The sequence below is a fragment of the Dyella subtropica genome, from assembly GCF_026283965.1.
Taxonomy (GTDB): domain Bacteria; phylum Pseudomonadota; class Gammaproteobacteria; order Xanthomonadales; family Rhodanobacteraceae; genus Dyella_D; species Dyella_D subtropica.
On the sequence record NZ_JAPDPD010000003.1, the window covers coordinates 154,939 to 181,198 of the forward strand.

27 protein-coding genes and 1 pseudogene are annotated in these 26,260 nt (G+C 63.8%); 15 read left to right on the forward strand and 13 right to left on the reverse strand.

The annotated features are described in order from the left end of the window. Nucleotides 1-244: 244 nt before the first annotated feature. The 5 genes and pseudogenes from OUZ45_RS04370 to OUZ45_RS20815 all read right to left on the reverse strand — a co-directional run. A complete protein-coding gene (locus tag OUZ45_RS04370; RefSeq protein ID WP_266168699.1) occupies nt 245-946 on the reverse strand; it encodes a PspA/IM30 family protein in 702 nt (233 codons plus the stop codon). Between the two features lie 15 nt (nt 947-961). Next, a complete protein-coding gene (locus OUZ45_RS04375; protein ID WP_266168700.1) occupies nt 962-1,783 on the reverse strand; it encodes a heavy metal-binding domain-containing protein in 822 nt (273 codons plus the stop codon). Then, complete coding sequence (locus OUZ45_RS04380) at nt 1,780-2,730, reverse strand: heavy metal-binding domain-containing protein (protein WP_266168701.1); 951 nt, start codon at nt 2,728-2,730, stop codon at nt 1,780-1,782. Before OUZ45_RS04380 ends, OUZ45_RS04375 begins: the two co-directional genes overlap by 4 nt. Before the next feature lie 83 nt (nt 2,731-2,813). Beyond that, nucleotides 2,814-3,203: a hypothetical protein gene (locus OUZ45_RS04385; RefSeq protein WP_266168702.1), complete on the reverse strand. Its 390-nt coding sequence runs from the start codon at nt 3,201-3,203 to the stop codon at nt 2,814-2,816. A 95-nt stretch (nt 3,204-3,298) separates the two neighbouring features. Next, a pseudogene (locus OUZ45_RS20815) lies at nt 3,299-3,415 on the reverse strand (IS630 family transposase); the annotation flags it as partial. Nucleotides 3,416-3,817: 402 nt separating this feature from the next. Between OUZ45_RS20815 and OUZ45_RS04390 the strand changes: the two are divergent. The 6 genes from OUZ45_RS04390 (at nt 3,818) to OUZ45_RS04415 (ending at nt 8,156) form a co-directional block, all read left to right on the forward strand. Further along, a complete protein-coding gene (locus OUZ45_RS04390) occupies nt 3,818-4,276 on the forward strand; it encodes an SPFH domain-containing protein (protein WP_266168703.1) in 459 nt (152 codons plus the stop codon). Between the two features lie 158 nt (nt 4,277-4,434). Next, nucleotides 4,435-5,064, forward strand: coding sequence for a 16S rRNA (guanine(527)-N(7))-methyltransferase RsmG (rsmG, locus tag OUZ45_RS04395; RefSeq protein WP_266168704.1), 630 nt, complete (start codon nt 4,435-4,437; stop codon nt 5,062-5,064). Between the two features lie 69 nt (nt 5,065-5,133). Beyond that, nucleotides 5,134-5,991 (forward strand): ParA family protein, encoded by an 858-nt coding sequence (locus OUZ45_RS04400; RefSeq protein WP_266168705.1) that lies wholly within the window; start codon nt 5,134-5,136, stop codon nt 5,989-5,991. A 2-nt stretch (nt 5,992-5,993) separates the two neighbouring features. Next, the gene (locus OUZ45_RS04405) at nt 5,994-6,863 is read left to right on the forward strand and encodes a ParB/RepB/Spo0J family partition protein (protein ID WP_266168706.1); all 870 of its coding nucleotides are present in this window, start codon (nt 5,994-5,996) and stop codon (nt 6,861-6,863) included. 123 nt (nt 6,864-6,986) lie between these two features. Further along, entirely contained in the window at nt 6,987-7,703 is a 717-nt protein-coding gene (locus OUZ45_RS04410) for a glycosyltransferase (protein WP_266168707.1), read from the forward strand. Between the two features lie 84 nt (nt 7,704-7,787). Continuing rightward, nucleotides 7,788-8,156, forward strand: coding sequence for a DUF488 domain-containing protein (locus tag OUZ45_RS04415; RefSeq protein ID WP_266168708.1), 369 nt, complete (start codon nt 7,788-7,790; stop codon nt 8,154-8,156). On the opposite strand, the gene OUZ45_RS04420 is transcribed toward OUZ45_RS04415, so the two are convergent. After that, on the reverse strand, nt 8,150-9,097 hold the full coding sequence (locus tag OUZ45_RS04420; RefSeq protein WP_266168709.1) for a patatin-like phospholipase family protein: 948 nt from the start codon (nt 9,095-9,097) through the stop codon (nt 8,150-8,152). The two genes, OUZ45_RS04415 and OUZ45_RS04420, sit on opposite strands and share 7 nt — an antisense overlap. Nucleotides 9,098-9,220: 123 nt before the next feature. Beyond that, the gene (locus OUZ45_RS04425; protein ID WP_266168710.1) at nt 9,221-10,204 is read right to left on the reverse strand and encodes a helix-turn-helix transcriptional regulator; all 984 of its coding nucleotides are present in this window, start codon (nt 10,202-10,204) and stop codon (nt 9,221-9,223) included. Nucleotides 10,205-10,438: 234 nt separating this feature from the next. On the opposite strand from OUZ45_RS04425, the gene OUZ45_RS04430 reads away from it, so the two are divergent. Next, nucleotides 10,439-11,296: a hypothetical protein gene (locus tag OUZ45_RS04430; RefSeq protein WP_266168711.1), complete on the forward strand. Its 858-nt coding sequence runs from the start codon at nt 10,439-10,441 to the stop codon at nt 11,294-11,296. A 110-nt stretch (nt 11,297-11,406) separates the two neighbouring features. Beyond that, entirely contained in the window at nt 11,407-12,243 is an 837-nt protein-coding gene (locus OUZ45_RS04435; protein ID WP_266168712.1) for a DUF481 domain-containing protein, read from the forward strand. A gap of 241 nt (nt 12,244-12,484) precedes the next feature. Here the strand turns inward: OUZ45_RS04435 and hemC are convergent, their stop codons facing one another. The 4 genes from hemC to OUZ45_RS04455 all read right to left on the reverse strand — a co-directional run bounded on the left by hemC (nt 12,485) and on the right by OUZ45_RS04455 (nt 15,985). Further along, nucleotides 12,485-13,402: a hydroxymethylbilane synthase gene (gene hemC / locus OUZ45_RS04440; RefSeq protein ID WP_266168713.1), complete on the reverse strand. Its 918-nt coding sequence runs from the start codon at nt 13,400-13,402 to the stop codon at nt 12,485-12,487. A 95-nt stretch (nt 13,403-13,497) separates the two neighbouring features. Next, complete coding sequence (locus OUZ45_RS04445) at nt 13,498-14,202, reverse strand: LytR/AlgR family response regulator transcription factor (protein WP_266168714.1); 705 nt, start codon at nt 14,200-14,202, stop codon at nt 13,498-13,500. Next, nucleotides 14,183-15,235, reverse strand: a complete 1,053-nt coding sequence (locus tag OUZ45_RS04450; RefSeq protein ID WP_266168715.1) for a sensor histidine kinase — start codon at nt 15,233-15,235, stop codon at nt 14,183-14,185. Before OUZ45_RS04450 ends, OUZ45_RS04445 begins: the two co-directional genes overlap by 20 nt. An 84-nt stretch (nt 15,236-15,319) precedes the next feature. Next, the gene (locus OUZ45_RS04455; protein ID WP_266168716.1) at nt 15,320-15,985 is read right to left on the reverse strand and encodes an alpha/beta hydrolase; all 666 of its coding nucleotides are present in this window, start codon (nt 15,983-15,985) and stop codon (nt 15,320-15,322) included. 364 nt (nt 15,986-16,349) lie between these two features. On the opposite strand from OUZ45_RS04455, the gene OUZ45_RS04460 reads away from it, so the two are divergent. Together OUZ45_RS04460 and OUZ45_RS04465 are read left to right on the forward strand one after the other, a co-directional pair. Continuing rightward, on the forward strand, nt 16,350-18,803 hold the full coding sequence (locus tag OUZ45_RS04460) for a S9 family peptidase (protein WP_266168717.1): 2,454 nt from the start codon (nt 16,350-16,352) through the stop codon (nt 18,801-18,803). A gap of 233 nt (nt 18,804-19,036) precedes the next feature. Then, nucleotides 19,037-19,303, forward strand: a complete 267-nt coding sequence (locus tag OUZ45_RS04465; RefSeq protein WP_266168718.1) for a 2-hydroxyacyl-CoA dehydratase — start codon at nt 19,037-19,039, stop codon at nt 19,301-19,303. Nucleotides 19,304-19,322: 19 nt separating this feature from the next. Here OUZ45_RS04465 and OUZ45_RS04470 read toward each other — a convergent pair whose 3' ends face one another. Beyond that, nucleotides 19,323-20,129 carry an AraC family transcriptional regulator gene (locus OUZ45_RS04470; RefSeq protein WP_266168719.1) on the reverse strand — a complete coding sequence of 269 codons (807 nt, stop codon included), beginning with the start codon at nt 20,127-20,129 and terminating at the stop codon, nt 19,323-19,325. Between the two features lie 188 nt (nt 20,130-20,317). Between OUZ45_RS04470 and OUZ45_RS04475 the strand changes: the two genes are divergently transcribed. From OUZ45_RS04475 to OUZ45_RS04495, 5 genes are all read left to right on the forward strand, one after another. Further along, the gene (locus OUZ45_RS04475; protein WP_266168720.1) at nt 20,318-20,587 is read left to right on the forward strand and encodes a hypothetical protein; all 270 of its coding nucleotides are present in this window, start codon (nt 20,318-20,320) and stop codon (nt 20,585-20,587) included. Between the two features lie 75 nt (nt 20,588-20,662). Continuing rightward, a complete protein-coding gene (locus OUZ45_RS04480; RefSeq protein WP_425601668.1) occupies nt 20,663-21,121 on the forward strand; it encodes a MarR family winged helix-turn-helix transcriptional regulator in 459 nt (152 codons plus the stop codon). 38 nt (nt 21,122-21,159) lie between these two features. Next, nucleotides 21,160-22,632 carry an efflux transporter outer membrane subunit gene (locus OUZ45_RS04485; RefSeq protein ID WP_266168721.1) on the forward strand — a complete coding sequence of 491 codons (1,473 nt, stop codon included), beginning with the start codon at nt 21,160-21,162 and terminating at the stop codon, nt 22,630-22,632. Nucleotides 22,633-22,644: 12 nt separating this feature from the next. Continuing rightward, the gene (locus OUZ45_RS04490) at nt 22,645-23,853 is read left to right on the forward strand and encodes an HlyD/EmrA/EmrK family protein (protein ID WP_266168722.1); all 1,209 of its coding nucleotides are present in this window, start codon (nt 22,645-22,647) and stop codon (nt 23,851-23,853) included. A 143-nt stretch (nt 23,854-23,996) separates the two neighbouring features. After that, nucleotides 23,997-25,526, forward strand: coding sequence for a DHA2 family efflux MFS transporter permease subunit (locus OUZ45_RS04495; RefSeq protein WP_266168723.1), 1,530 nt, complete (start codon nt 23,997-23,999; stop codon nt 25,524-25,526). Between the two features lie 67 nt (nt 25,527-25,593). On the opposite strand, the gene OUZ45_RS04500 is transcribed toward OUZ45_RS04495, so the two are convergent. Continuing rightward, a complete protein-coding gene (locus OUZ45_RS04500) occupies nt 25,594-26,118 on the reverse strand; it encodes a lipid A 3-O-deacylase (protein WP_266168724.1) in 525 nt (174 codons plus the stop codon). Between the last annotated feature and the right edge of the window lie 142 nt (nt 26,119-26,260).

Consider the following 26,260-nt stretch of genomic DNA (forward strand, 5'->3'; position numbering starts at 1 on the left):
TCATCGCGACGGCGCGCCCTGGCCCAGCAGATCGATAATGCACTTGGAGTTTGACCCCGCAGACCTCAAAGAGAAATGCTCCCCGGTTCCTCGCTCTACGGGCTTCGCCCCCCGAATGCGTGGGGGCTGACCGGGCTTTTCGACAAGACATCATGGGCGACCCATGCTTCGAAACACGGGCCACCATTTGGCCGTCCGGGTATAGGCGGCCGACCTCTACTCGCCACTAGACGTCTCTAAGCGCTCACGACTTGCCAAGCTCGGCTTTGAGCTTCTCCAGCTCTGCATCGACGGCGTTGTTGCTGCGCAGATTTTGCAGTTCGCGGTCGACACTGCTGCGGTTATCTAGCGGGTCCTGAAGTATGCCCGATTGCATAAGGTCGCTCATCGCATCGGCCTTGGCTTGCATGCCGGCGACCTTGTCTTCCGCCCGGCGCATCGTGTCGCCGACGTGGCTGAGGTGGTCGCCGACGCCGGTAATGGATTCGGTGACTTTCACCTGCGCCTGCGCCGCGGCGTAGCTGCTCTTCATTACTTCCTTCTGGATGCGGAACTGCTCGATCCGGGTTTCCAGCGTGCGCTGGTAGCCTATAAGTTTGTCGGCCTGTACGGCGATGCTGTCGCGCGCCTTGCCCAGGGTTCCGACCTTTTCGAGTGCGGCCTGGCGCTGGCTCAACGCGGTGCGGGCAAGGTCTTCGTGGGAAGACTGCAGTGCCAGTCGCGCATTGTCCTGGGCCTGGTCCGCCTCGTGCTGCGCCTGTTCGATCTGGCGCTCGAGCAGTTTCTGCTCCGTGACAACTTCCGCTAAATGCTGTTTGGTTTCCTGCAGGCCGGTAATCATCTTTTCGTACGAGAGGTCCAGCGTTTCGTTGGGGTCCTCCATCTTGTCCAGCAATTTCTGTGTCTTGGCCTGCAGAAGATCGGCCACGCGTCCAAGAATGCTCATGCGGGTTCTCCAGAATCAGTTGTTGACTGAAAGCACCAATTGCGGATCGGGGATGCTGGATGCATCGCGCTCTGTCGTGATCGGTGTCACCGCCGTGCCGACGGCGAAGAATTCGATGATGTGCGGTTGCCAGTTGTGTGAGCCTTCGTGCAGGTCGACACCGACCACGCCTTCGGCCTGCGCCGTGATGGCTTCGTTCTGCATGCGCTCCATCGCAATCTCACGGGCGTCGTACAGGGCTTGCGAGAAATTGGTCAATTCAGTGTTGTTGCCGGCGTTGCCCAGCGACTTGAGGATGCCTTGGTGGGCGACGTGGTAGACGCACGAGCCCATGACCATTTCCAGCGGCCGGTAGCCGGCCTGCAGCAGCGTCCAGAAATCCTGACCGGAGAGGTCGGATGTGAAGGGCTGCCCCTTTGGCCCCTTGAAGCCCTGATGGCCTTGCGCGTGCACCACGCCAGTGCCGATTGCGATGAACTCCAGAATATTGCTATCCCATTCCATCCGCTTGACGGTGAGTTCGACGCCGACGATGCCGTCAGCGCTCATGCCCTTTGCCTCTTCCCGCATACGCGACATGGCCAGCTCGCGGGCGTGGTACATGGCCTGCGAAAGCACGGTCATTTCCTGGTTCTGCCCCCATTTGGCGTATTGGATGCCCAGATGGTAGATACACGAACCTACGCACAAACCCACCGGCTCAAAGCCAGCCTTACGTACCAACAGGAACTCGTTGACCGAAAAGTCGGAGGTGAAGATGCCGCCGGCCTGCCCCTGTCGACGCAGTCCCTTGAGACGCTCCAGGGCGAGCTGGGGAATAGTGCTGCCATCGCTCATATAGAACCCTCTTCCTGATTGGTGTCATAAATGTTGTGGCTGGCGGGCCGGGCTTCGAGCAGCGGCGAGACGCCATCGCACATGTCGACGACTGTGCGTATGCCATGCGATACGGAGCGATAACGTTCGCTGTCGATGACCGTGCCGATCACGATGTGTCGGCCCAGATAGCGGATGCTGTTGTTGTCTTCGACCTTGATCAGCTCGCCGAAGTGAGTGTGCGCCAGCGCGCCATTGCCCTGGCGCTTGGTGTCCAGGTGCAACTCGCGCAATGCGGCACGGCGCACGCGCTCCCAGAAACCTCCCAATGCCACCAGCGGCTGATTCACCCAGCCGCCCTTCGCGTCGAGTATCTGCATGTTCGAATTGAGCCACTCATAATGCGCGCCAATAGCGATGCCGACCGGCACGATGCCGGCTTCGAGCAGTCGGGCGAACTCGAGTGCGGAGACCGTGGATACCACGGGTTCCGGGTTTGGCGGCAGGCCATCGATTCGCACGGCGGTACCGATCACGGTGAAGTCCATGCTGTCGCCGACTTGGAGTTCGATCTTGCGCATGCGCACATCCACGATCGCATTGGCGCCGGCGGCAACCGCCTCCATCTGCATGCGCTGCAAGGCCTGGTGCCACCCGGTCATGTGGCCGTTGGTCCAGGAGTAACCGAAGTGGTACCAGCAGGTGCCCGAGACCATTGCGATCGGGCGAATGCGGTGACTACGAGTAAGTGCGAGTTCGATGGGGCTCATCGTGGCGATCCACGGCAGTTTGCCCTTCGCTGCATCATTCAGTCGCTGTGTGACGAAGTGAGGCAACCGTCTGAGGTGCAGCGCTTCATCCCAGGCTTTTTCGCGCGCTTCGGCAGAACCGCCCGAATCGTTCTGGAGCCCTACCGGAGAAACTGGTGTGGCTTGCGTCGTTCCCTTGAACCGGTCAAACCAGGACATCCAAACCTCCGGTATGGCATTGCGTCTTTAGAGCGCGGGCTTACACGCACGCGCGGCATCGCCGCTAGGCGGTGCGCAGATAGTCAGGACATCAGAAAGTCGTGCAGCACGTTTTGTGCCGAGCCGGCCTGCTCAGCCAGCGCCTGGATATCGCTGTTGAGTCCTCCAAGCCACTCCGGTACCTCCATGTGCTCAGTACTCAGAGTGACGCCACGCACGACCTTGCTGCGATGCGCGGAAAGGCGGCTCTTTTGCAGTGCCAGCACGTAGATGTGGTTCTGCGCCTCGACCGTGACCTTAACCGCGTGGCTGATGCGGGAAAACAAGCCGTCCTTCTGGCGCTCGACGGTGACTCGGCCTGGAATGGCGCCCTCCAGGCGTACCGCGAAAGCTTCCATAAAAGCCTTGAGGTCGCCCTGGGCTTTCCGAAACCAGGCAGCGCTCAAATCAAAGTCGTTCGGAATACCGCTCAAAACCCAACTCCCCCTACCTTCAAGACACTTCCATGGCCCAACCGGTAGCGGCCCTCCATGGTTCCCTGTACCCGTAGTACGAAAAAACTGGATTAGCCTAGCATGCTGATCTCGACCGGCATTGAGAATTTCTGACCTATGCCGCCCACCGCTATGGTCACCGGAGTTTTGCCGTGCGGCGCAAAGCTGCGGCCGGGCACATCGGTGTTCACTGCCTGGTTGTGGCTTTGACGCGTGATGCACAGAAGCGACCCTGTGGGTCCAGATTTCTCCACGGCGCTGTAATTGGGTTACTAGCCTAGACCTGGGTTTAGTCACTGCAAATCAATGAGTTAAATAAAATTTGACGCCATTGGCAGGCCCTATGCATTGCTTCCCGCGCCCCCGGCGCTGCTACTGACGCTGACGTAGTTAAAGAAAGTGACGTCGAAGACGATCTTATGCGTATGGATAGTGATCGCCGACAAAACCGGCAGGTGATGGGCCTCCCGGGGGTTGTAAAATTTCATAAGTTGACGGTTAAATCACGGTTAATCCAAACGGCAGTCGGCGGATGTAAGCTCCATTTCCGCTCGATGTTAAGAAACAATCAATAACTCGCTGTTTTTATTGCCATGACTACCCTGGTTCTTACCACTGCTCTGCTCTTGCTTGCTTTGTTCGCAAGTGCCATCAAGCGTGTGCCCGTAGGTCAGGTCATCAGCGTGTATCGCCATGGCAAGCCGCGTCGCCTTCTGCAGCCCGGTACTCATCTCGTACTGCCTGGGTTGGATCGCGTCGGGCACCGCATCGACCTTGCTGGTCAGGTGCTGCGTTTTCAGGAGCTGCTGGGCAATGCGCATGACGTGCGCGGCACCGTGTACTGGCAAGTGCTGGAGCCGGAGCGTGCCGACGCCGTCATCGAGCAGGCCGACCAATTGATCCGCGGCGGCGCGCTGGCTGCGTTGCGCGAGGAGCCCGAGGTCATCAGCGCCGATCGCCGCGATCTCGGTACACGCCTCAAACAGGCCATGAACCAGGCCTTGCGCGAGCGCGGCATGATGGTGACGCGGGTGGAACTGGACTTCGCCTGAGCTTGAACCATTCGCGAGGCCGCCCTAGAGCGACCGCGACCCAGGGGAACTTGAGAGCCTTGAAACCCGCTTCGGCGGGTTTTTCTTCGTGCCTTGCTGGTATCGAAGCGCTTGCGCCCGGATACTGCCGCCCTTTCGCTTCGCCTACAGGATTCGCTATGACTGCCCGGGACGCTTTGCAAACCCAGCTGGAACGGGGCATCGCCGCGCTCGGCCTGAATCTGCCCGAAGGCGCCGTGGCGCGCTTGCTCGACTACCAGGCGCTGCTCGAGCGGTGGAACGCGGCCTACAACCTCACTGCCATCCGCGACCCAGCGGAAATGATCACCCGCCATCTGCTCGATTCGCTGGCGATCCTGCCTTACGTGCGGGGCGAAACCCTGGCCGACCTGGGCACGGGCCCCGGCCTGCCCGGCATCCCGCTGGCGATCGCCGCACCCGGACGGCAGATTTTGCTGGTCGATTCCAATGGCAAAAAGGTGCGTTTCCTGCGTGAGGCGATTCGCGCACTGAAACTCGAAGGCGTGCGCGCCGTGCAGTCGCGGGTGGAGGATGTGGAAGGCCAGTTCGACTGCATCACAGCTCGCGCCTTCGCCAGCCTGGAAGATATGTTGGGCTGGGGCGGACATTTGCTGGCTCCCGAAGGCATCTGGCTGGCCATGAAGGGCAAGCAACCCGAGGACGAATTGCCGGGCGTGCCTGCCGGTTTCGCGGTGCGCGGGATGCACGTGCTAGCCGTTCCGGGACTCGATGCGGAGCGCCATCTTGTTGTGCTTGGCAGGGTTTAGAACCTGTCGGCTCCTGGAACCGATGGTAATCTAGCCCCCTTTTCCCACGTTCACGGCATCGACGACACCATGGCCCGCATCATCGCTGTCGCCAACCAGAAGGGCGGCGTCGGCAAGACCACCACCGCTGTCAACCTCGCTGCGGCGCTCGCTGCGGCGAAGCGCAAGGTGTTGCTGGTCGACCTCGACCCGCAGGGCAACGCGACCATGGCGTCCGGCGTGGACAAGCGCGAAGCCAAGCCCAACGGCTGCGAAGTGCTGCTGGACGAGGCGCCGATCGAGAAAGCCATCGTCACCACCGAGGCGCATTTCGATCTGCTGCCGGGCAATGGCGACCTCACCGCCGCCGAACTCAAGCTGATGGACGCCATCGCGCGCGAAATGCGGCTCAAGGAGCAGCTGGCGAAGGTCAGGGACAAGTACCACACCATCCTGATCGACTGCCCGCCCACCTTGCACCTGCTCACGCTCAATGCGCTGACGGCGGCGGATGGCCTGCTGATTCCGGTGCAGTGCGAATACTTCGCGCTCGAAGGCCTTTCCAGTCTGCTGGACACCGTGAAGGCAGTGCGCCAACGGCTGAATCCGCAGCTGGAGATCGAAGGTCTGCTGCGCACCATGTACGACGTGCGCAACAACCTTGGCAACGAAGTCTCGGCACAGCTCACCCAGCATTTCGGCGACAAGGTGCTGCGCTCCATCATTCCGCGCAACGTGCGGTTGGCCGAAGCGCCCAGCCACGGTCAGCCGATTCATCTGTACGACCGCAGCTCACGCGGCGCTATTGCTTACATCGGCCTCGCCGGCGAAATCATTCGTCGCGAACGCGGTATGGCCGCGGCCAGCGCAAACGAAGTGGTGACAGTGCCACTGCACGACGATAGCGAGGCGGTGCTCGACGCCGCCGTCGACATTCACCAGGAGTAAGCATGGCCGCTGCGAAGAAACGAGGGCTCGGACGCGGGCTCGATGCCCTGTTAGGCGGCGACGGCGATGGCATGCCTTCGGTGATCGAACAGGAAGGCGAATTGCGCACCCTGCCGATTCAGTACATCCAGCCTGGCAAGTACCAGCCGCGTCGTCACTGGAACGACGAGGCCCTCGACGAACTGGCCGCATCGATCAAAGCCCAGGGCCTGATCCAGCCGGTAGTCGTGCGCGCCATCGGCAAGAACAGCTATGAGCTGATCGCCGGCGAACGCCGCTGGCGCGCTGCCCAGCGCGCCCAGCTCAGCGAACTGCCGGCTTTGGTGAAGGACGTGCCGGAAGTCGCCGTGCCGGCGATGGCGTTGATCGAGAACATCCAGCGTCAGGACCTCACCCCGCTGGAAGAAGCCGACGCGCTCAAGCGCCTGATCGACGATTTCGACCTGACCCATCAGCAAGCTGCCGATGCGGTCGGCCGCTCGCGCGCCGCCGTGTCCAACATGCTGCGCCTTACCGAGTTGCCCAACTCCATCAAGAAGCTGCTGGACGAAAGCAAGCTGGAAATGGGCCATGCCCGCTGCCTGCTCACCCTGCCCGAGCGCGATGCCGAAAGCCTGGCGCTGGAAGCGGCGCGCCATGGCTGGAGCGTGCGCGAGCTGGAAGAAGCCGCGCGCCGCGCGCAGACCGCGCCCAAGGGCAAGGCCAAGAGCACGCCCGCGCGGGATCCCAACGTGGCCGACCTGGAGCGACAGCTGGCTGAGCGCTTCGCCACCCGCGTCGAACTGGCGCAGGGTCGCGGTGGCCGCGGCAAGCTGGTGATCCATTACCACAGCAACGACGAGCTGGAAGGCATCCTCGGCAAGATTCGTTGATGTAAGGGCTGCGTTTACGCGGCCCGCTTGCCTGACGCGATTCAGCCCGAGAGCCTGCTTATGGCACTAGAATGCGTCGCCTCGCGCCGCAAGGCGCATCCGATTCCGAGAAAGGCTGCCCCCATGCCGCAACTGTCTGTCGTCGTGCCGGTGTTCAACGAACGCGACAACATTCCCCCGCTACTCGCCGAGATCGCCGCCGCGCTGCGTGGCAAAGTCGAGTTCGAGATCGTCTATGTGGACGACGATTCCAGCGACGACAGTGTGGCGGTACTGGCAGCCGAGAAGGCCACCTACCCGGAGCTGCGCATCGTGCGCCACCTGACCCGCAGCGGTCAGAGCACGGCGGTGTGGAACGGCGTGCGCGCCGCGAAATCGCCATGGATCGCCACGCTCGACGGTGACGGTCAGAATGATCCGGCCGACATCCCGAAGCTGCTTGCCGCACGCGCCGCCGCTGCGGAAGAAGTGCGTCTGTTCGCCGGCTGGCGTACCACGCGCCGCGACAGTTTCAACAAACGCATCTCCTCCAAGATCGCCAATGCGGTGCGTTCGCGCATGCTCAGGGACGCCACGCCGGATACCGGCTGCGGCCTCAAACTGTTCGAGCGCGACGTATTCCTGCGCCTGCCCTACTTCGACCACATGCATCGCTACCTGCCGGCCTTGGTCAAGCGTGCCGGTTTCCAGAGCCAGAGCGTGCCGGTGGGGCATCGTCCGCGCACCGCGGGTACCTCCAAGTACGGCATGCTCGACCGCCTGTGGGTGGGCATTGCCGACCTGCGTGGCGTGGCCTGGCTGATGCGCCGGGGCAAGGTGACGCGCGTCGAGGAACTCTGACGGCGCTTCTGCCGCTCGCGTTGTCGCGTCCTATGCGTGCCGGGCGTATGCTCCTAGGTCGCTGCCAGCGAGTGGGTGCTTCCCATGAGCATTGCCGTCAAACGCGTCTACGAACCCGCCGCCGAGGTGGATGGCCACCGTGTGCTGGTGGATCGGTTGTGGCCACGCGGCTTGAAGAAGGATGCCGCCGCCTTGGATGCATGGGCCAAGGAAGTGGCCCCGTCACCAGCGCTGCGACGCTGGTTCGGACACGACCCGACGCGCTGGGATGCTTTCCGCCACCGCTACGCCAGCGAGCTGGACGCCAAGGTTGAGTATTGGCGCCCGCTGGCCGAACAGGCCGCGCGCCATCACATCACTTTGCTGTTCGGCGCGCACGATGAGGAGCACAACAACGCTGTCGCGTTGAAGGCCTATCTGGAGGCCTGGCTCAAGGGGCATGGCCCTCAATAATGGGGTGGCTTCCATGCGGTCAGCACTTCGCATGCGCGTGCGCGACCCAGCTCGATCAGTTCGCGTGCACGGTAGAACTCGTAAGCCGTGGAAATATTGCGCGGCAGCTGGATCAGCAGATCCGGCGCGTACGCCGCCAGGCGCAGGCGCGCCAGGTTCGCTTGCATCAGATCCATCGACTGGGTCAGCAGATCCAGCATGCCCGGGTCACGCGGCTTGGGTTCCACTTCCTTGGTTTCGCCATGAGGTATCAGCCGGCCGATGAATTCGCCGATGCGCCGACGATAGCCGTTGTAGGCATCCGCGCTTTGGTCGCCTGGCACGTCGGGCGTCATCGCTTCGATGGCGCCGTCCACGCTCACTGCGAACAAGTAATCGGCCGGCTCGCGGATCAACGGCGTGACCGGCACCGGATTGAGCAGGCCGCCGTCGACCAGTCTGCGCCCGTCGAGATTCTGCGGGCGGAACACCGTGGGTATGGCGATGGAGGCGCGGATCGCATCGAACAGCGAGCCGCGAGTGAGCCACACCTCGCGCTCGCGATCGAGATCGGTCGCCACCGCCGTGTAGGCCAGCGGAAGATCTTCGATCTGTGCATCGCCGACCAACTCGCGCATCGTCTCGATGATGCGCTCGCCCTTGATCAGGCCGCCGCCGGAGAAGGTCCAGTCGACCAGCTTCAATACATCCATCTTGGCCAGCGCAGACACCCAATCGCGATAGGCGTCCAGTTTGCCCGTGGCATAGATGCCACCGATCAGTGCCCCCATCGAGGTGCCGGCGATGGCAACGATGCGATAGCCCTGCCGCTCGATCTCCTCGATCGCGCCGATGTGCGCCAGCCCCTTTGCGCCACCACCACCTAGCGCGAGCGCTACCGTGGGCTTGCGTGGAACAGGGGAAGGTGAAGCGCTGGACTCGGCGATGTCGGTATCACTCATGGGAGAACCGCGCGAAAGCTGGATCGAACTAGCCTCCGCGCAGCCGCGCAGCTTTGCAAGGTTCGAGATACTCCAGGGCTGACCGCATAAAACGACGCCGGCCTATCCATCCGCAGGCGAACCTCAGCGAGGCGCCTGCTGGTAACCGCCCAGCGCCAGCTGCAGCTGAATCTTCATCTCTTCACGCAGCGACAGCGGGGCGATCACTTCCGCGTCCGGGCCGTACTTGAGCACGTCCATCAGCAACTCCTTGGAGTTGGAGTACGGCACTTGCAGCTCATAGCGGCCGTCCGACAGCCACTCGCCCTTTTGTTGTGAATGCCAGTGTTCGTCGGCGACCCAGCGTGCGGCGTGCTGGGAGAAGCGGACGGTGGCCCAGGCTTTCGGCTTGCCGGCGAAGATGCCGTAGCTGGAAGCGAGCATATCGTTGAGTTCGATTTCGGCGACATCGCGCGCAGGGGCGTCGAGCGCCTGCGGCTCGGCGATGCGATCCACGGCGAAGCTGCGTAGCGCCTCGCGGTCGTGATCCCACACGTCCAAGTACCAGTTGTCCCGATAGTGCGTGAGGCGTTGCGGCGACACCGTGCGCTTGCTGTCGGCATTGGTAGTGCGCGCGCGGTAGCGGAAGCGCAGCTGTTTCCTCTCCAGCACGGCTCCGGCCACGATGCGGAACACCTGCTGGTCGAGCTTGCGTTCGCCCCAGGCGATCACGCGAATGCGTTCGATCGGCAGCGCCTTGCCGCTGCCCTGGTCGGACAGCAGGTGCTCGATGCGTGCCTTGAACGGCGCCAGCGCGCCCGCCAGCACGCCGGGGCCGCTGCGGCCGATCAACTCGTTCAAGGCCAACAGGGCAGCCAGCTCGTCCGAGGTGAGCCATAGGCCGGGCAATTCGAAACGCTCGCCCTCGCCTGCCTCATAGCGGAACGCGGCATGCTCTCCGCCAGCGCTCTCGATGGGGGCGCCCAGGGCGTCGCGCAGAAACGCCACGTCGCGATAAAGCGTGGCGCGCGAACACTCCAGTTCGTCCATCAGCCGCGGCAGCGGCACCGGATAGTGCGCCGACTTCAGCAGCCGGTGCAGCGTGAGAATGCGCTCGTAACGATCCATGACATGAGAGCCTGTTCAAAGTCCCGCTTGGCCCGTGTGGGATGGGTTATGCGCGGTTTGGAAGGTGGAGCGTGGCGCATCGCCTGTGGTGGCCGCAAGTCCGCAGAGTTTGGCATGTGCGATGCCCATCACGGCGTGAAATCCCCTAGACTCCAAAGGCTCTCTTATTGGAAACGGGCGCAAGAGCGAGCCGAGATGCCGGGCGACACTCCACGATCCCGAAACGATAGCCGCGTGCAGCCGCCCCCTGGTCTGGCGGTGATGACTTTGCAGGTGCTCGCGATCAGCGGCTACGGCCTATGGTTATTACTGGGTTTGGCGCTCGGCCTGGCCATGTATCCCTCGGGTCGTGGCGATGCGCTGGTGCCGTTGACCTTGGGCACGGTGTTGGTCAGCGCCGGACCGTTACTGGCCTGTCTACGCCTGCCCGTGGTGCCGGACTGGCTTGGCTGGCGCTTCGGTCGCGGTAGCCGTCCGACCCGTGAAGGCATGATCGCCCTGTTGGCCTATCTGCCGATGCTGGCACTTGCTGGTCTGGTGCGTGGCGACAACGCGTTTTGGGCCACTCGCTTATCCGGTGCCGCGCTGGCCTTCTGCAGCCTGGCCTGCCTGATTTACACCGCCCGCGGCTACGGCCGCCGGCCTGTGTCAGCGCAGGTTTCGCTATGGCGCCAGCTGCCGCTGAGCCGGGTGGTTTCGGCCTGCTATACCGGTGGTTTGTGGCTGTGGCTGTGCCTGGTGGGGCAGGCGAGCGCGGAGCCCCTGGCGATCACTTCCACGCCTTGGATCCTGGCCCTGCAGCTGTTGGCCCTGTTGTTGGGATGGAGCGAGGGTATGCGCTGGCAGTCTCTTCAGGCGGGGAAAGGGGCGCCGGTGCCGAAGGCGCCGGGTCATTCGCGCGGGTTGTGGATAGGGCGTTTCATCGCCGCGATCTTGATCTACGTCATTCCCTGCGTGGTTCTGCTGTTGGCCCAGGTGCTGGAGCAGCGCGTGCTGTTGGTGGCGCTGGCGGCGGTCAGTTGCGTGGTGGGCAAGAGCGTGGAGCAACGTTTGTATGATGCGGCGCTCGCGATTCGCGGCGATCCGGCCTAAATGGCGCCACCAAGCCATTTCTCTCCCTTTACGGCGGATTTGTTCACTGCAAGTTCAAGCCTTTCCGTTAAGGTGCCTTACGTTTGTTTAACAAAATGTGGATTGTTCCAATGAGAAAAGTCCTGATCGCCGGTCTGCTACTTGCCGGCTTTGCCAGTGTCGCCGCCCAGGCTCAAGACGCGACGACGACCACCACGACCACCGACCCAGCCAGCAATGCGGCCGATAACGGTGGCTGGAGCGGTTCGGGCGAATTCGGTTTTGCCTCCGCCCATGGCAATTCGCGCACCGAGAACGTCAACGCCAAGCTCGGCCTGAACCAGGAAAACGAGCTCTGGAAGAACAACTTCTTCCTCAACGGCATGCGTTCGAAAGGCGAAGTGAAGGTGGTCGATTCCACCGGCGCCCAGATCAACAAGTTCAGCACCACGGCCAACCGTTATGACACCGGCGCCTCGGTGGGTTACAAGCTCGACCCGCGCAGCTACATCGTGGGCGCGGCCCGCTACGAGCACGACGACTTCGGCGCCAACCTGTGGCAGGGCATCGTCTCGATCGGCTACGGCTACATCGCGCTGAAGACCGAGCGCACGGAGCTGTCGTTCGAAGCCGGTCCTGGTTACAAGCGCTATCGCCCGGCCGACCACGTCGTGCTGGTGAATGGCGTAAAGGAAACGCTGCATCAGGACAGCCAGAGCGAAGTGGTGGGACGTGGCTTGGTGAACTACAAGTACCGCATCACCGACAACACCGCGGCGGAAGACACGCTGCTGGTCGAAGCGGGCTCCAAGAACAAGTACTACCAGAACGACATCGGTCTCTCGGTCAGCATGACCAAGAAGATGGCGCTGAAAGTCGGCTACCAGATTCGCTACAACAGCGATGTGCAGCCGGGTACCAAGAGCACCGATACGTTGATGACCACTAATCTGGTCTACAACTTCTAAGCGTCATCAAGCGCTGTATCTCACGGCCCCGTCGCTCCGCGCGGGGCCGTTCTCTTTGGTAGGAGCCCACCCTGTGGGCGAATGCCCTGCGGAGCAGGGCACAGCTTGTACGAGGCGGGATACAAAAGCGCGGCCCTTCCTGGCCGTTTCACTCGGGCCATCCATGGCCCTCGCCCTGTGCGCGATAAACCGGCAGTCTTGCCGGTTTGTCGCGCACAGGGTGCGCTCCTACAGAGCGTGTCTAGTGCCGGAGGAATTCGGCCGCGCCCTGTGCAAGCAGGGCTTCCGCCACCTGCTGGCCCAGCGCTTCGGCTTGATCGCTGCCGCTGCTTGCTTCGGCATGCAGCAGGCGGCCGCTGCTGACGTCGCCCACCATACCGCTCAAGTGCAGGCCGTGCTCGGTCACCACGCACCAGGCGCCCACGGGCACCGTGCAACTACCGCCCAGCGCGCGATTCATCGCTCGCTCGGCGTTGACCGTGAGACGGGTGTCGGCGTCGTCCAATGCCGCCAGCAGTTCGAGCACGGCAGGCTGGTCGCTGCGGGCCTCGATGGCGATCGCGGCTTGTCCCGGAGCGGGCAGCCAGTCCGGGGCGGAAAGCCGGCCGCGAATGCGTGCGGACAGGCCGAGGCGCTCCAATCCGGCGCAGGCCAGCAGGATGGCCTCGTAGTGGCCGGCATCCAGCTTGCTGAGGCGCGTGCCGACATTGCCGCGCAGATCGAGCAGGGTCAGGTCGGGTCGCACGGCGCGCAGCAGCGCCTGACGACGCAGTGAGGACGTGCCCACGCGCGCGCCCAGCGGCAGCGCCTTCAGGTCCGCATAGTCATTGCTGATGAACGCGTCCGCCGCGTCCGCGCGCGGGAGAATCGCCGGCAACGTAAACCCCGGTTCCAGTACGACCGGCACGTCCTTGAGCGAATGCACGGCCAGCTCCGCGTGGCCTTCCTGCATGGCCATTTCCAGCTCCTTGAGGAACAGACCCTTGCCGCCGATGTTGGCCAACGGCTTGTCCTGGATTTCGTCGCCGCGCGTCGTCATCGGCACCAGTTCCACGGTCAGGCCTGGGTGCGCGGCGCGCAGTTCCGCCGCGACGTGCTCGGCCTGCCACAGTGCGAGGGCGCTCTTGCGGGTAGCGATGCGCAGGATGTTGGGGGTCATGGAAACTCCGCGACAATCAATTCACTCAGTATTGTCGCGTAAATCACGCATGCCGGCGCAGACGTGCTGTCGCAGTCAGGCCCGCACAAATCGCACTAACCCATGCGCAGCAGTTTGCGCAGTGTCGGCAGGTTGCGGCGACTCACTTCCGGCATCAGCTCGGTGCCGCCCAGGCGGGCGAGTACACGGCCATCGCTCAGCGTCTTCAAGCCAAGCAGGCGTTGCGACGGTACCAGGCAGTTGCGATGCAGGCGGATCAGCTGGTCCGAATACGCCTCCTCCAGCTGGCGCAACGATTCTTCCAGCAGCAACTGCCCGCCGCGATGCTGCACGACCACGTATTTCTCTTCGGCCAGTAGGCAGACCACCTCGTCCAGGGCGATGCGCACCTGTTCGCCGCGCAGGCGGCCGTGCAGGTAGCTGGTGGGTCCGCGCGGGATCACCGTGAGCCGTTGCCGGGCGCGTAGCAGGGCATCACGCAGGCGGTCGAGACGTACCGGCTTGAGCAAATAATCCACCGCGCCGAGTTCGAAAGCCTGCACGGCGTGGTTTTCGTAGGCGGTGCAGAACACCACTTGGGGCCGCGTCTTGCCGGCAAGACGCTGCGCCAGCGCAGTGCCGCTCAGGCCGGGCATATTGATGTCCAGCAGCAGCACGTCCGGCGGCGCTTCGCTGATGGCTTCGAGTGCCGCCTCGCCATCGCCCACGCTGCCGGCCAATTCGACGCCTTCGCACTCGCCGAGCAGGGCGGCCAGACGGGCCCGGGCCAGCGGTTCGTCGTCAACGATCAATACGCGCATCGGTGTTTTCCGGTAAGAGCAGGCGCACCACGAAACGCCCATGCTGCGGGCCGGCCTGCACCTGGGCACGCGGTCCATAGCGATACGCGACGCGCTGGCGCACATTGTCCAGGCCGTGCCCGTTGCCGCCGAGAGACGGTGTATCGGGCAGCGGATTGTCGATCTCGATCTCGATGGTCTTGTTCATGCGCTTGCCGCGCAGAATGACCTCACCACCCTCGCGCAAGGGCTGGATGCCGTGGCGCACGGCGTTCTCCACCAGCGGTTGCAGCAGCAGCCGTGGTAGCGGAAAGGCGTGCGGCAACGCGTCCAGTTCGCGCCGGACGCGCAGGCGCTCGCCAAGGCGCAATTGTTCGATCGCCAGGTAGCGTTCGATCAGATTCAGCTCATCGCCCAGCGTGCCGTCGTGCGAGCTGTGCTGGCCGAGCGCGGCGCGGAACAATTCGGACAGATCCTCCACCGTGCGTTCGGCCGCTTCCGGATCGACCCGCACCAAGGCCGCGACGGTGTTCATGCTGTTGAACAGAAAGTGTGGGCGGATGCGCGCCTGCAAGGCCTCCACCTGCGCGTGCGCGATGGCCGCAAGACGGGCTTGCCACTGCGCCAGCACGTAGAAATAACGCAGCATCGCCGCGCCCAACAGCGCGGCGATGATCGCGTTGTCACGCACGAACACGAAGGCGCTGGCGTGGATCAGCGCCATCATCAGTACATCGTTCATCCATACCGCGATCCCGCTGGCGCCAGCCACGATCAGCAGCATCAACAGCCACACCGCGGCATACGGCAGGCGCCCGGGAAGGCGCTGCAGTGCGGGGCGCAATTTGCACAGCGCCACGCCGATGACCGTTGCCATCCATTCGGCGAACAGCATGCCCACGCAATAGCCGCGCCAGCCGCGGCTGCTGTCCGGCGCCAGCAACATCACCGTGACCGTCAGTGCGGCCACCACCAGCAGGGTAAACAGCACCGGCGGACTGCAGAAATCCGGCAGTGGGCTCTGGTCGAGGCGTCGGTGGGTGGCTACACGCATGGGCGCACAGTATGCCCAAGCGCACGGCCATCATGCCGTGATTCAAGGCCTGTCCCGGATCTAAGAGCCTGTTCTAAGCGCTCGTCAGCCCGCCAAACGGTGTCCCAGCCACCGGCTCATGTCGCCGATTTCTTCGGCGCAGACCGAGTGCGGCATGGGATAGGTATGCCAATCCACGTGATAACCCAGCGACTGCAGAGCGTCACGCGACTGCACGCCGCGCGTCAGCGGCACGATCGGGTCGCCCGTGCCGTGGCCCCAGAAGATCGGCGTATCCGCATTGGCCGCGCTGCGTTCGGCGGCGAACGAATTCTGCATGGGCAGGTAGGTGGACAGCGCGATCACACCGGCCAGCCGCCGCGGATGGCGCAGGGCGCCGGCCAGGGCGATGGCGCCGCCCTGCGAGAAACCGGCCAGCACGATGCGCTCATCCGGCACGCCGCGCTCGTTCTCGCGCGCGATCAGCGCTTCCACCGAGCTGATCGAGGCACGCATGCCGGTTTCGTCCTGGCGCGAGGTCAGATCCACGCCGACGATGTCGTACCACGCGCGCATCGGCATCCCGCCGTTCAAGGTCACCGGGCGCACCGGCGCATGGGGAAACACGAAGCGCAGGCCGGGCCATTCCGGCGCTACCAGCTCCGGCACGATGGGTGCGAAGTCATGACCATCCGCACCCAGGCCATGCAGCCAGATCACGCTATGGGACAGACGGGTGGCGGTTTCGTGCTCGACGGTAGGCAGGGGCATGCGGTGGACTGACAGATAGGGGAGGGGAGTGAAGCACCATGGCAGCGAACGCACCCGGTTGCTGAGTGTGGGAACGCGCCATGCCGCGCTCCGCTTACGGGAAGCGGACGACGCGTTGCCACGCGGCTAATGGGCCGGCGGCATCGTCTGATAGGTAACGAAACAGCCACCCGCCAAGGGTGTGAACAGCGGGCGGGCGAGCTCGCGCATGGTGCCTCCTGGCGATGCGGGTATGACGGGTGCGGGGAATAGATCAGAGCATCCTTAGCGTAGTCGTCAGTGTGCTTTGCGGATACAGGACCCTTGGCGCTTGCCAGCAAGGCGCGCTTGGCTATGCTGACCCGTTTCGATTGCGGAGCGCCCTATGCGCCGAATGATCCTCGCCGGGCTCGTCGCCCTCGCCGCTGTGCCGGCCGCCATGGCCCAAGCGCCAGCCACCGACAGCCTCGACCTGGAAACCATCATGGCCAATCCCGAGTGGATCGGCGCGGCGGTGGAATCTCCCTATTGGAGCGTGGACGGGCGCAGCCTGTACTACTCGCTCAAGCGCGACGGCAGCAAGGTGCGCGATCTTTACCGCGTCGACGCCGCCAGCGGGCAAAGCGTGAAGCTGGCGCCGGAAGCGGTGTCGCAGGCCGACGGTCCGGCCGTATTCGATCGCAACCATCGCCAGGCTGCCTATATCCGTCACGGCGATGTGTTCCTCGTCGAGCTGGCCAATGGTCGCCGCGTGCAGGTCACGCGCACACCGGAAATCGAGTCCGCGCCGCGCTTCTCCAGCGACGGCCGCAGCCTGCAATACCGCCAGGGCAACCAATGGTTCGTCTATGACATCGCCGCCGGTGTCGCCGCGCCGGCCGCCGTACTCCGCCTTGCCGACGACCCGCAGGACAAACAGCCCGACGCACTGGGCGCAGACCAGCTGCGCCTGTTCAAGACCCTGCGCAAGATCAAGTCGGATAAGGACGCCCAGCGTGCCGAAGACGACACCTTGGCCGCCACCGATCCCGGTCGCTCGCCCAAGACGTTGTGGCTGGGCGAAGTTGGCGACCTGGTCGACACCGAGCTTTCGCCCGACGGCCGCTGGATGCTGGTGGTCACTCAGCCCAAGGACTACAAGCCGGGCAAGGCACCCGAAGTCACCCATTACGTCACCGACTCGGGCTACTCCGAGCAGCAAGCCACACGCGTTTACGTGGGGCGCAAGGACCCGGCACCGCAGTCCTTGCTGCTGGTCGATCTGCAGGGTCGCAAATCCTATGCACTGAAGACCGACGCACTGCCTGGCATCAAGGACGACCCTTTGAAGGAGCTGCGCGCCGAGGCCGTCGCCGCCCTGCAGAAGGCCGGCAAGGCCGACGACGCCAAGGCATTGAAGGCGCCGGAGCTACGCGCCGTACGCATCATCTCCAGCGCCGATGATGGCGGTGGTGGCGGCATCGCATGGAGCGAGGACGGCCAGAACGTCGCCATCCAGCTGCGCGCCATCGACAACAAGGATCGCTGGATCGCCACCGTCGATTTCGACAAACACGCCCTGCTCAATCAGCATCGCCTCACCGACAAGGCGTGGATCAACTGGAACTTCAACGATTTCGGCTGGCTCAAGGACAACCGCACGCTGTGGTACCTCAGCGAAGAAACCGGCTGGTCGCAGCTCTACAGCAAAGCCCCCGGCGACAAGGCCAAAGCGCTCACCAGCGGCAGGTTCGAAGTCAGCCATCCGCTGCTGAGCGAGGATGGCCAGTGGTTCTACCTGCGCACCAACCAGGTCGCACCCTATAGCTATGACGTCTACCGTCTGCCAACCAACGGCGGCGAGCTGAGCCGCGTCACGCAGTTCCAGGGCATGGACGACTTCGTGCTCTCGCCCGACGGCAAGCAACTCGGGGTGCTGCATTCCTCACCCTATGTGCTGGCGCAGCTCGCCGTGCAGGACGCTGGCGGCGGCACACCGCGCGAACTCACCCAGACGATGAAGAGCGCCTTCAGCTCGCGCGCATGGATCGCGCCGCAGATCGTCGGCGTGCCTTCGGCGCATGGCGCCGGCACCATCTGGGCCAAGTATTACGGCCCGAATGATCCCGCAGCAGCGGCTTCGCGCCCCGCGGTGATCTTCGTGCACGGCGCCGGCTACTTGCAGAACGTCACGCTGAACTGGTCCAACTATTTCCGCGAGCAGATGTTCCACAACCTGCTCGTGCAGCAAGGCTACGTGGTGCTGGACATGGACTACCGCGCCTCCGAAGGCTACGGCCGCGACTGGCGCACCGCCATCTATCGCCAGATGGGCCACCCCGAGCTGGACGACCTGCTCGACGGCAAGGCCTGGCTGGTCAAGCACCACGGCGTCGATCCCGCGCGCGTGGGCATCTACGGCGGCAGCTACGGCGGTTTCATGACCATCATGGCCCTGCTGCGCGCACCGGGCGAATTCGCGGCCGGTTCCGCCTTGCGTCCGGTCACCGACTGGACCACCTACAACCACGAATACACCTCCAACATCCTCAACGACCCGCAGCTCGATCCAGCCGCCTATACGGCCAGCTCGCCGATCGAGTATGCCGACAAGTTGCGGGATGCCTTGCTCATCCAGCACGGCCTGATCGACGACAACGTGCTGGCCAGCGACTCCATCCGCCTGTATCAGCGCTTCATCGAGCTGCACAAGAAAAACTTCTGGATGTCGCTGTATCCGATGGAGCGACATGGTTTCGTCCATCCGGATTCTTGGTACGACGAATACCGCCGTATCGACGAACTGTTCGAGACGTATGTGAAACCCGTGCGGCAGCCGGCAGCGGTTATCGGCCAGTAACCGATCGTCCCAGCCTTAGAGCCTGTTCAAAGTCTCCGCGCAGAGCCGGCGCCATCGATGGCATCTCCCCGCGTACTCCCGAGGGGAGAAGGATTCAGCGTCTAACGCTATGACAAGGCGGACCCCGGGCGCTCATCAAAGACTTTGAACAGGCTGTTGGAGAGTACGAAGGCTGGCCCGCCAGGCAGGGCCGCATGCGACAATCATTCTTCCGATCGACCCACTTGACGTACATGACCATCCCCAAAGACGCATATCGGCGCTTTCAGGAAGAGCTCGCCGCACTGGATCGCAAGGAACCCGCGCCGGAGAAGCTCACTGGCCAGGCGCGGCTTGAACGCGCGAAGACGGAATTTCTTGCTCTGCAAAAGCGCTTCGGCCTGTCGATTGCCGATGTGGTCTCGTTCTTCCCCGAGGAAGAAGGTATCGGCTACTTGCAGCAGCTGATCGTGGCCAACGAAACCAAGCCGAAGCGCGGGCGGAAGCCCAAGTTGCCCTAAGCGATCAGTGCGTGGGCCGCTACGCCATCATCGCCGGCTTCGCAAAATACCTCCCCGGCGACTGCCCAAAGCTGCGCCGGAACATCGCCACGAAGGCACTCACGCTCGCATAGCCCAGCGCATCCGCCACGCTGGCCACGGCTTCGCCGCCGGCAAGGCGTTCCAGGGCGCGGCTGAGGCGTGCCTGCTGGCGCCATTGCGCGAAGCTGCTGCCGGTTTCATAGCGAAACAATCGGGTGACGGTGCGCGGCGAGAGGCCGGCCCAGCCGGCCCAATCCTCCAGAGTGCGACCATCGTCGGGGCGTTCCAGTACAGCATGGGCGATACGCAGCAGGCGGCGGTCGCTGGGCATGTTGAGGTGGAGTGGTTCCTGCGGCGCGCGGCGTATTTCGTCCATCAGCACGCTGAGTACGCGCTCCTGCTCCGCGTCCAGATCGTCCCGCATGGACCAGGTGCTGGCGCGATGGACCAGCGCGCGCATCAGGTCGTTGGCGCCCAGCACGCAGGTCGTGCCCGGCAAGCCTGTGGCCGCCTCGGGGGCGACGAACACGCCCCAGCCGCGCGTGGTTTCAGCGATGCGTACCGTGTGCAGTACGCCGGGCGGCAGCCAGCCCACGCGATGCGGCGGCAGTGTCCACGCGCCATCGCAGGTGCGCAGACTGAGCAAACCTTTCTCGACGTAGAAGAACTGGCCGCGCAAATGGCGATGCCAGTCCGACTCGACCGCGGGCATGGGTTCCGTGGCGTGGTCGTCATCGATCACAAAGGCGATCAGCGCCGGACCGGCGGCGCTTTCGATGCGGCGGAAGACTTCGCTATGGCTCACGGTTTGTCTCACTGATGGCATGTTCTAGATAAAAATTGTCCGGCTAACGCTATCAGGCCATGACCCGTCGCATCTAGGCTTTGAAAGCTGCCCCGTTCCCCGACGGGCGCCCCTCCCGTCCGCCAGCCACGAGCGGTCACGCCGAAGCCACCGCGGACGTCCTCCCATAAACAGGCAGGAGATTCGGCATGTCGTCCCCAGACTCGCCGTCCATTCCCATGGACGCCGTCGAGGCACTGACCCGCTTCGTCGTGAACGCCCAACTGATGCTCGACCCGGCGACCCCGGAGGCGCTGCGCTGCCAGGCCGAGCCTCGTTTAGTGGCGGTGTTGCCCACTTTGCACGCCCTGGGCGTGTTCGACCTGTTTGCCATCCGCGACCCCGCCCTGAAGGCGCTGGTGCAGGACGAACTGATCGCCGCACGCCAGCGACTGCGCGCACCGGGCGTGGCCGCTTGAGTCGTTGAGAAAGCAGATGTTGCCTGTCATATATTTGCCTTGACAAATATTCTCACGGCAATAGAATGCGCGTCCATGAACATGGACATATCCACCCAGAACACTCCCCGGGAGAGCCTCGGCGTGCTGCTAGGACTCGTGCGTTCCGAGATCGTCCGTGCGATGGAAGCGGAGATCGCCGCCAAAGGCATGGACCTGCGCTTCACTCAGTTCCTGATCCTCAAGCGGCTGGCGCGGATGGGGCCGATGTCCGCCACTGAGCTGGCCCGCGCCGTCGAGCTGGATGGCGGTGCGATGACCCGGCAGCTCGATCAACTGGAAGGCAAGGGCTATCTGCGCCGGTGCCCGCACGACCAGGACCGCCGTGCGCTGCGCATCAAGCTGACCCCGGAAGGCGATGCGCTGTGGCAGGAACTCACCAGTTGCAGCGATCGCGTGCTGGATGCCGCCCAGCGCTCGTTGAGCGAAACCGAACGGCAGCATTTGAACGACTACCTGACGCGCGTGTTGAGCGCATTGCGCGACAAGACCTGACACCTCTTTCCCCTTTTTCTTCTTCTCGGAATACGACCATGCGTCTGCACACAATGGCGGCGGCGATCGGACTGAGCCTGGCGTTGGCCGGCTGCGTCAGCAGCGGCGGCCTGCATCCGTCCGGTGCGCTGACGGATGCTTCTTCGCTCAAGAGCGAGCGCAGCCTCAATGGCATCGCCGTGTCACCGGCGGCCTGGCCCCAGCAGGATTGGTGGACCGCCTTGGGCGATGCCCAGCTGAGCGGCCTGATCGACGAAGCCTTGCGCGACAACCCCGGCCTGGCCGCCGCCGACGCGCGCGCGCAGCAAGCGCAGGCCGCGGCCGGCGTGGCCGATGCCGAGCGCGGGCCGACCGTCAACGCGGGTGCCAGCGTAGCCGGCGCGCGTCCGCCGGGTGCGCTGTTCGGTGGCCACAGCCATTTCTCCTGGGCCAAGTACGGCTATGCCAGCTTCAATTGGGGCCTGGATTTGTGGGGCGGCAAGCGCGCTGCGTGGGAGGCCGCCCTCGGCCAGGCCCGCGCTGCGGAGATCGATCGTCAGGCGGCGCGCATCGAGCTATCCACCAATGTCGGCCGCGCCTATACCCAGCTCGGCTACGCCTACGCACAGCAGGACGTGGCGAAGGCGGAACTGGAGCGCGCCAATCGCGCCCGCGATTTGACTCGCCAGCGCGCGTCCGCCGGTATCGACAGCCAGTTGCAGCTCAAGCAGAGCGACACGGAAGTGGCCACGGCGGAGCAACAACAAGCGGTGGCGAACCGCGCCATCGACGCGGCGCGTTCGTCGCTCTCGGTGCTGCTCGGCAAGGGCCCGGATCGCGGCCTCGACATCACCCGCCCGCAGGTACTCAAGCCGGTTGCGCTGGCCGTCCCCGGCAACCTGTCGATGGATCTGATCGGCCATCGCGCCGATCTGGTCGCTGCGCGCTGGCGCGTCGAGGCGGCCAGCAAGGACATCAAGGTCGCCAAGACCGAGTTCCTGCCCAATGTCAGTATCGGCGCCATGGCCGGTCTGCTGAATATGGGCGGCGGCAACTTGTTTAGCTTGAAGAACCGCTTCTATGAGCTGGGTCCGTCGCTGAGCTTGCCGATTTTCGACGGTGGTCGTCTGCGTGCGAACCTTGCCGGCAAGGATGCGCAATACGACCTCGCCGTGGCGCAGTACAACGAGACCCTGGTCGCGGCCACCAACCAGGTGGCGGACAACTACAACGCGCTGCAATCCATGCAGCAACAAATCGACGCCCAGCAGCGCGCGTTGGATGCCGCCACCGAGGCGTGGCAGCTCTCCGAGCAGCGCTACAAGGCTGGCATCGGCAACTACCTGGAAGCACTGATCGTGCGCCAGCAGTTGCTGCAGGCCCAGCAGCGCATGGCCGCGCTGCAGTCGCAGCAGGTCGATCTTTCAGTGCAGCTGATCCAGGCGCTCGGCGGCGGCTATCGCCCGCAGGCCGACGACGCGCATGAGGTCGCCGCCGCTTCCTCCTCTTCCGTTTCCGAACGCTCTCTCTGAAGGCTATCCCCCATGTCTAGCCAAACTCCCCTTGCGGCCGACAACACCTCCACTCCACCACCGCAAAAGAGCCGCCGCGGTTTCCTGTTGCGCCTGCTAGGCGTCGTGGTGGTGCTCGCCATTGTCGGTTGGACCGCGTGGTACTTCCTCGACGGCCGCTGGTATGAAAACACCGACGATGCCTACGTCAACGGCAATGTGGTGCAGATCACTCCGCAGGTGCCCGGCACCGTCGTCACCATCGGTGCCGACGACGGCGACCTGGTCCATGCCGGCGACGTGCTGGTGAAACTCGACCGCAGCAACACCGAAGTGGCGCTGGCGGAAGCCAGGGCGAACCTTGCCAGCACCGTGCGCAAGGTGCGCGGCCTGTACAGCAACGTGTCCGGTGCGCAAGCCGATGTCGCGGCACGCAAGGTAGCCGTGGACAAGGCGCGCCAGGACTTCAGCCGTCGCCGTGACCTGGCCACGTCCGGTGCGATCTCCGCCGAGGAGCTGTCGCACGCACAGGACACGCTGACCGTCGCCGAAAGCGCACTCACCGCCTCGCAGCAGCAGTACCAGACCAGCAAGGTGCTGGTGGACGACACCGTGGTCGCGTCCCATCCAGACGTCCAGACGGCCGCCGCCAAGTTGCGCCAGGCTTACCTGGACAACCTGCGCACCACTATCGTCGCGCCGGTCGACGGTTATGTCGCCAAGCGCTCGGTGCAGCTCGGTCAGCGCATCGCTCCCGGTGCGCCGCTGATGGCTGTGGTGCCGCTGCACCAGGTCTGGATCGACGCCAACTTCAAGGAAACCCAGCTGACCCATATGCGTATCGGCCAGCCGGTGGAAATCCGCACCGACGTGTACGGCGGCTCGGTGAAGTACAAGGGCACGGTGCAGAGTCTGGGCGTGGGCACCGGCAGCGCGTTCTCGCTGCTGCCGGCGCAGAACGCTACCGGCAACTGGATCAAGATCGTGCAGCGCGTACCGGTGCGCATCTTCTTCACCGACCCCAAGCAGCTTGATGAGCACCCGTTGCGCATCGGCCTGTCGACCGACGTGGAAGTGGGCCTGCACGACCAGAACGGTTCGATGCTGGCGAAGCAGTCACCGACGCAGCCGGCTTTCAGCACCGACGTATACGAGAAGCAGCTGGCCCAGGCCGATGGCGTCATCGGTCAGATCATCCACGCCAACATGCCTGGCAGCGACGCGACCAAGTCATCCGACTGACTCCCTCCCCTGCGTGTAGCAGGGGAGGGCTGGGGTGGGGTGAAGCCCCGCAAGACTCGTTGCGTCATCACAAGAGCTCACCCCCTCCCAACCTCCCCCTGCGAGCAGGGGGAGGGGCAACCCTCCTGGAGTGTCTCTAGTTCATGAACACCCAATTCCGTCCGCCCAATATGGTGCTGGCCACCATCGGCCTGTCGCTGGCGACCTTCATGCAGGTGCTGGACACCACCATCGCCAACGTGTCGCTGCCGACCATCGCCGGCAACCTCGGCGTGAGCGTGAACCAGAGCACCTGGGTCATCACCTCGTTCGCGGTGAGCATGGCGATCTCGCTGCCGCTCACCGGCTTCCTCACCCGCCGCTTCGGCGAGGTGAAGATGTTCATGTGGTCGACCCTGCTGTTTTCGATGGCCTCGTTCCTGTGCGGCGTCGCGCAGAGCATGCCGATGCTGATCCTGTTCCGCGCGATCCAGGGCGCGGTGGCCGGCCCGATGTATCCGGTGACACAGGCGCTTTTGATCTCGATCTATCCACCCGCCAAACGCGGCATGGCGCTGGCGCTGCTGGCGATGGTGACGGTGGTGGCGCCCATCGCTGGTCCGATCCTCGGCGGTTGGATCACCGACAACTATTCCTGGCCGTGGATCTTCTTCATCAACGTGCCCATCGGCATCTTCGCCAGCATGGTCATCGCCAACCAGATGAAGGGGCGTAACGACGTCACGCAGCGGCCGAAGATCGACTACGTCGGCCTGATCACCCTGATCATCGGCGTCGGTGCGTTGCAGATCGTGCTGGACAAGGGCAACGACGAGGACTGGTTCAACTCCACCTTCATCGTCATTACCAGTATCGTCGCAGCGCTCGGCATCATCGTGTTCCTGATCTGGGAACTGACCGACAAAGAGCCGATCGTCGATCTGCGCCTGTTCCGCTATCGCAATTTCCGCATGGGCACGCTGTCACTGGTGCTGGCGTACGCAGCGTTCTTCGCGATCGGTCTGCTAGTGCCGCAATGGATGCAGCGCAACCTCGGCTACACCTCCACCTGGGCCGGGTTCGCCAGTGCGCCGCTGGGCATCCTGCCAGTGTTGCTCACCTTTATCGTGGGCAAGTACTCCACGCGTTTCGATCTGCGACTGATCGCGTCGATCTCGTTTCTGGTGATGGGTACCACCAGCTTCCTGCGCTCTGAGTTCTTTCTCGATATCGACTTCATGCATATCGCGATGGTCCAGTTGCTGCAGGGTCTGGGCGTGGCACTGTTCTTCATGCCGGTGACCACCATCCTGCTGTCGGATCTGCAGCCGCATGAGATCGCTGCCGGTGGTGGCCTAGCCACGTTCCTGCGTACGCTGGGGGCGAGCTTCTCGGCATCGCTCACCACCTTCATGTGGGATCGCCGCGCGGTGGTGCACCACGCGCACCTGAGCGAACACATCACGCCGTATGACGCGACGTCGCAGCAAGCGATGAGCACGCTGGGTGGTGGCGATCCGCAGAAGGCGGCGATGGTGCTCAATCAGATGATTACCCAGCAGGGCTCCCAGATTTCGTTCAACGAAGTGTTCCACGTGCTCGGCTGGATCTTCATCAGCCTGATCGTCGTCGTGTGGATGACCAAGCCGCCGTTCATAGCCAAGAGCGGGCCATCCGCGGGCGGCGGGCATTGATGTCCGACCACGCATAAGACAACGGTCCCGAGCGGGACCGTTGTCTTTCAAACAGAGGAATAGCGTTTCAGAGATCGAGACCCACGCCAATCAACGCCAAGGTTTCGCCGCGGTTCGGCCCCTTCGTGCCGCCGTTGGAGATGTGGCGCACCTGGAAGCTGACGTATTTGCCCTGCCAGCCGACGGAGTTGATGAATTCGCCCACGCTGCTCAATGCCCTCGTGCGGCCGGTTTGCACCGCGCCTTGCAAGCTATAGAAGAAGCCGTGGTACCAGTCGCTCTCGCTGCCGTAATGAAGGCGAGCGCCGCCAGCGGCGAGCCATACATTGTCACGTGTGCTGTAGCGGGTGCCGTCAAACCGATGGATGCTGCGGCCGCCGACCCAGCCCACCGAGACTTCCGGGGACCAGGTAAAGCGGCTGGCGCCGATGGGGTGGGGCGTGCAGACAGCTTCGATGAAGGCGGTGTTGGTACCGTACGAGTCCATGTAGCTTCGGCCGCCCTCCACTTCGATGTGGACGGCGGAGGCTGCGGTGGCGAAGCCGACAAGGGCCAACGCGAGGGTGCTGCGGGCGAGGGTGCTGGAAAGCATAGGAATTGCCCTTAGGAAGCGCCTTCAGAACCGGGTTCTTTTAGTGCACCATATGGTTCAATAAGTGCCGTCGATGAGGGGTGAAGGCGTAAACCTCAAAGGCTGACAGCGTATTCACGATGGTGCTGAAAGGTGGTTTGGT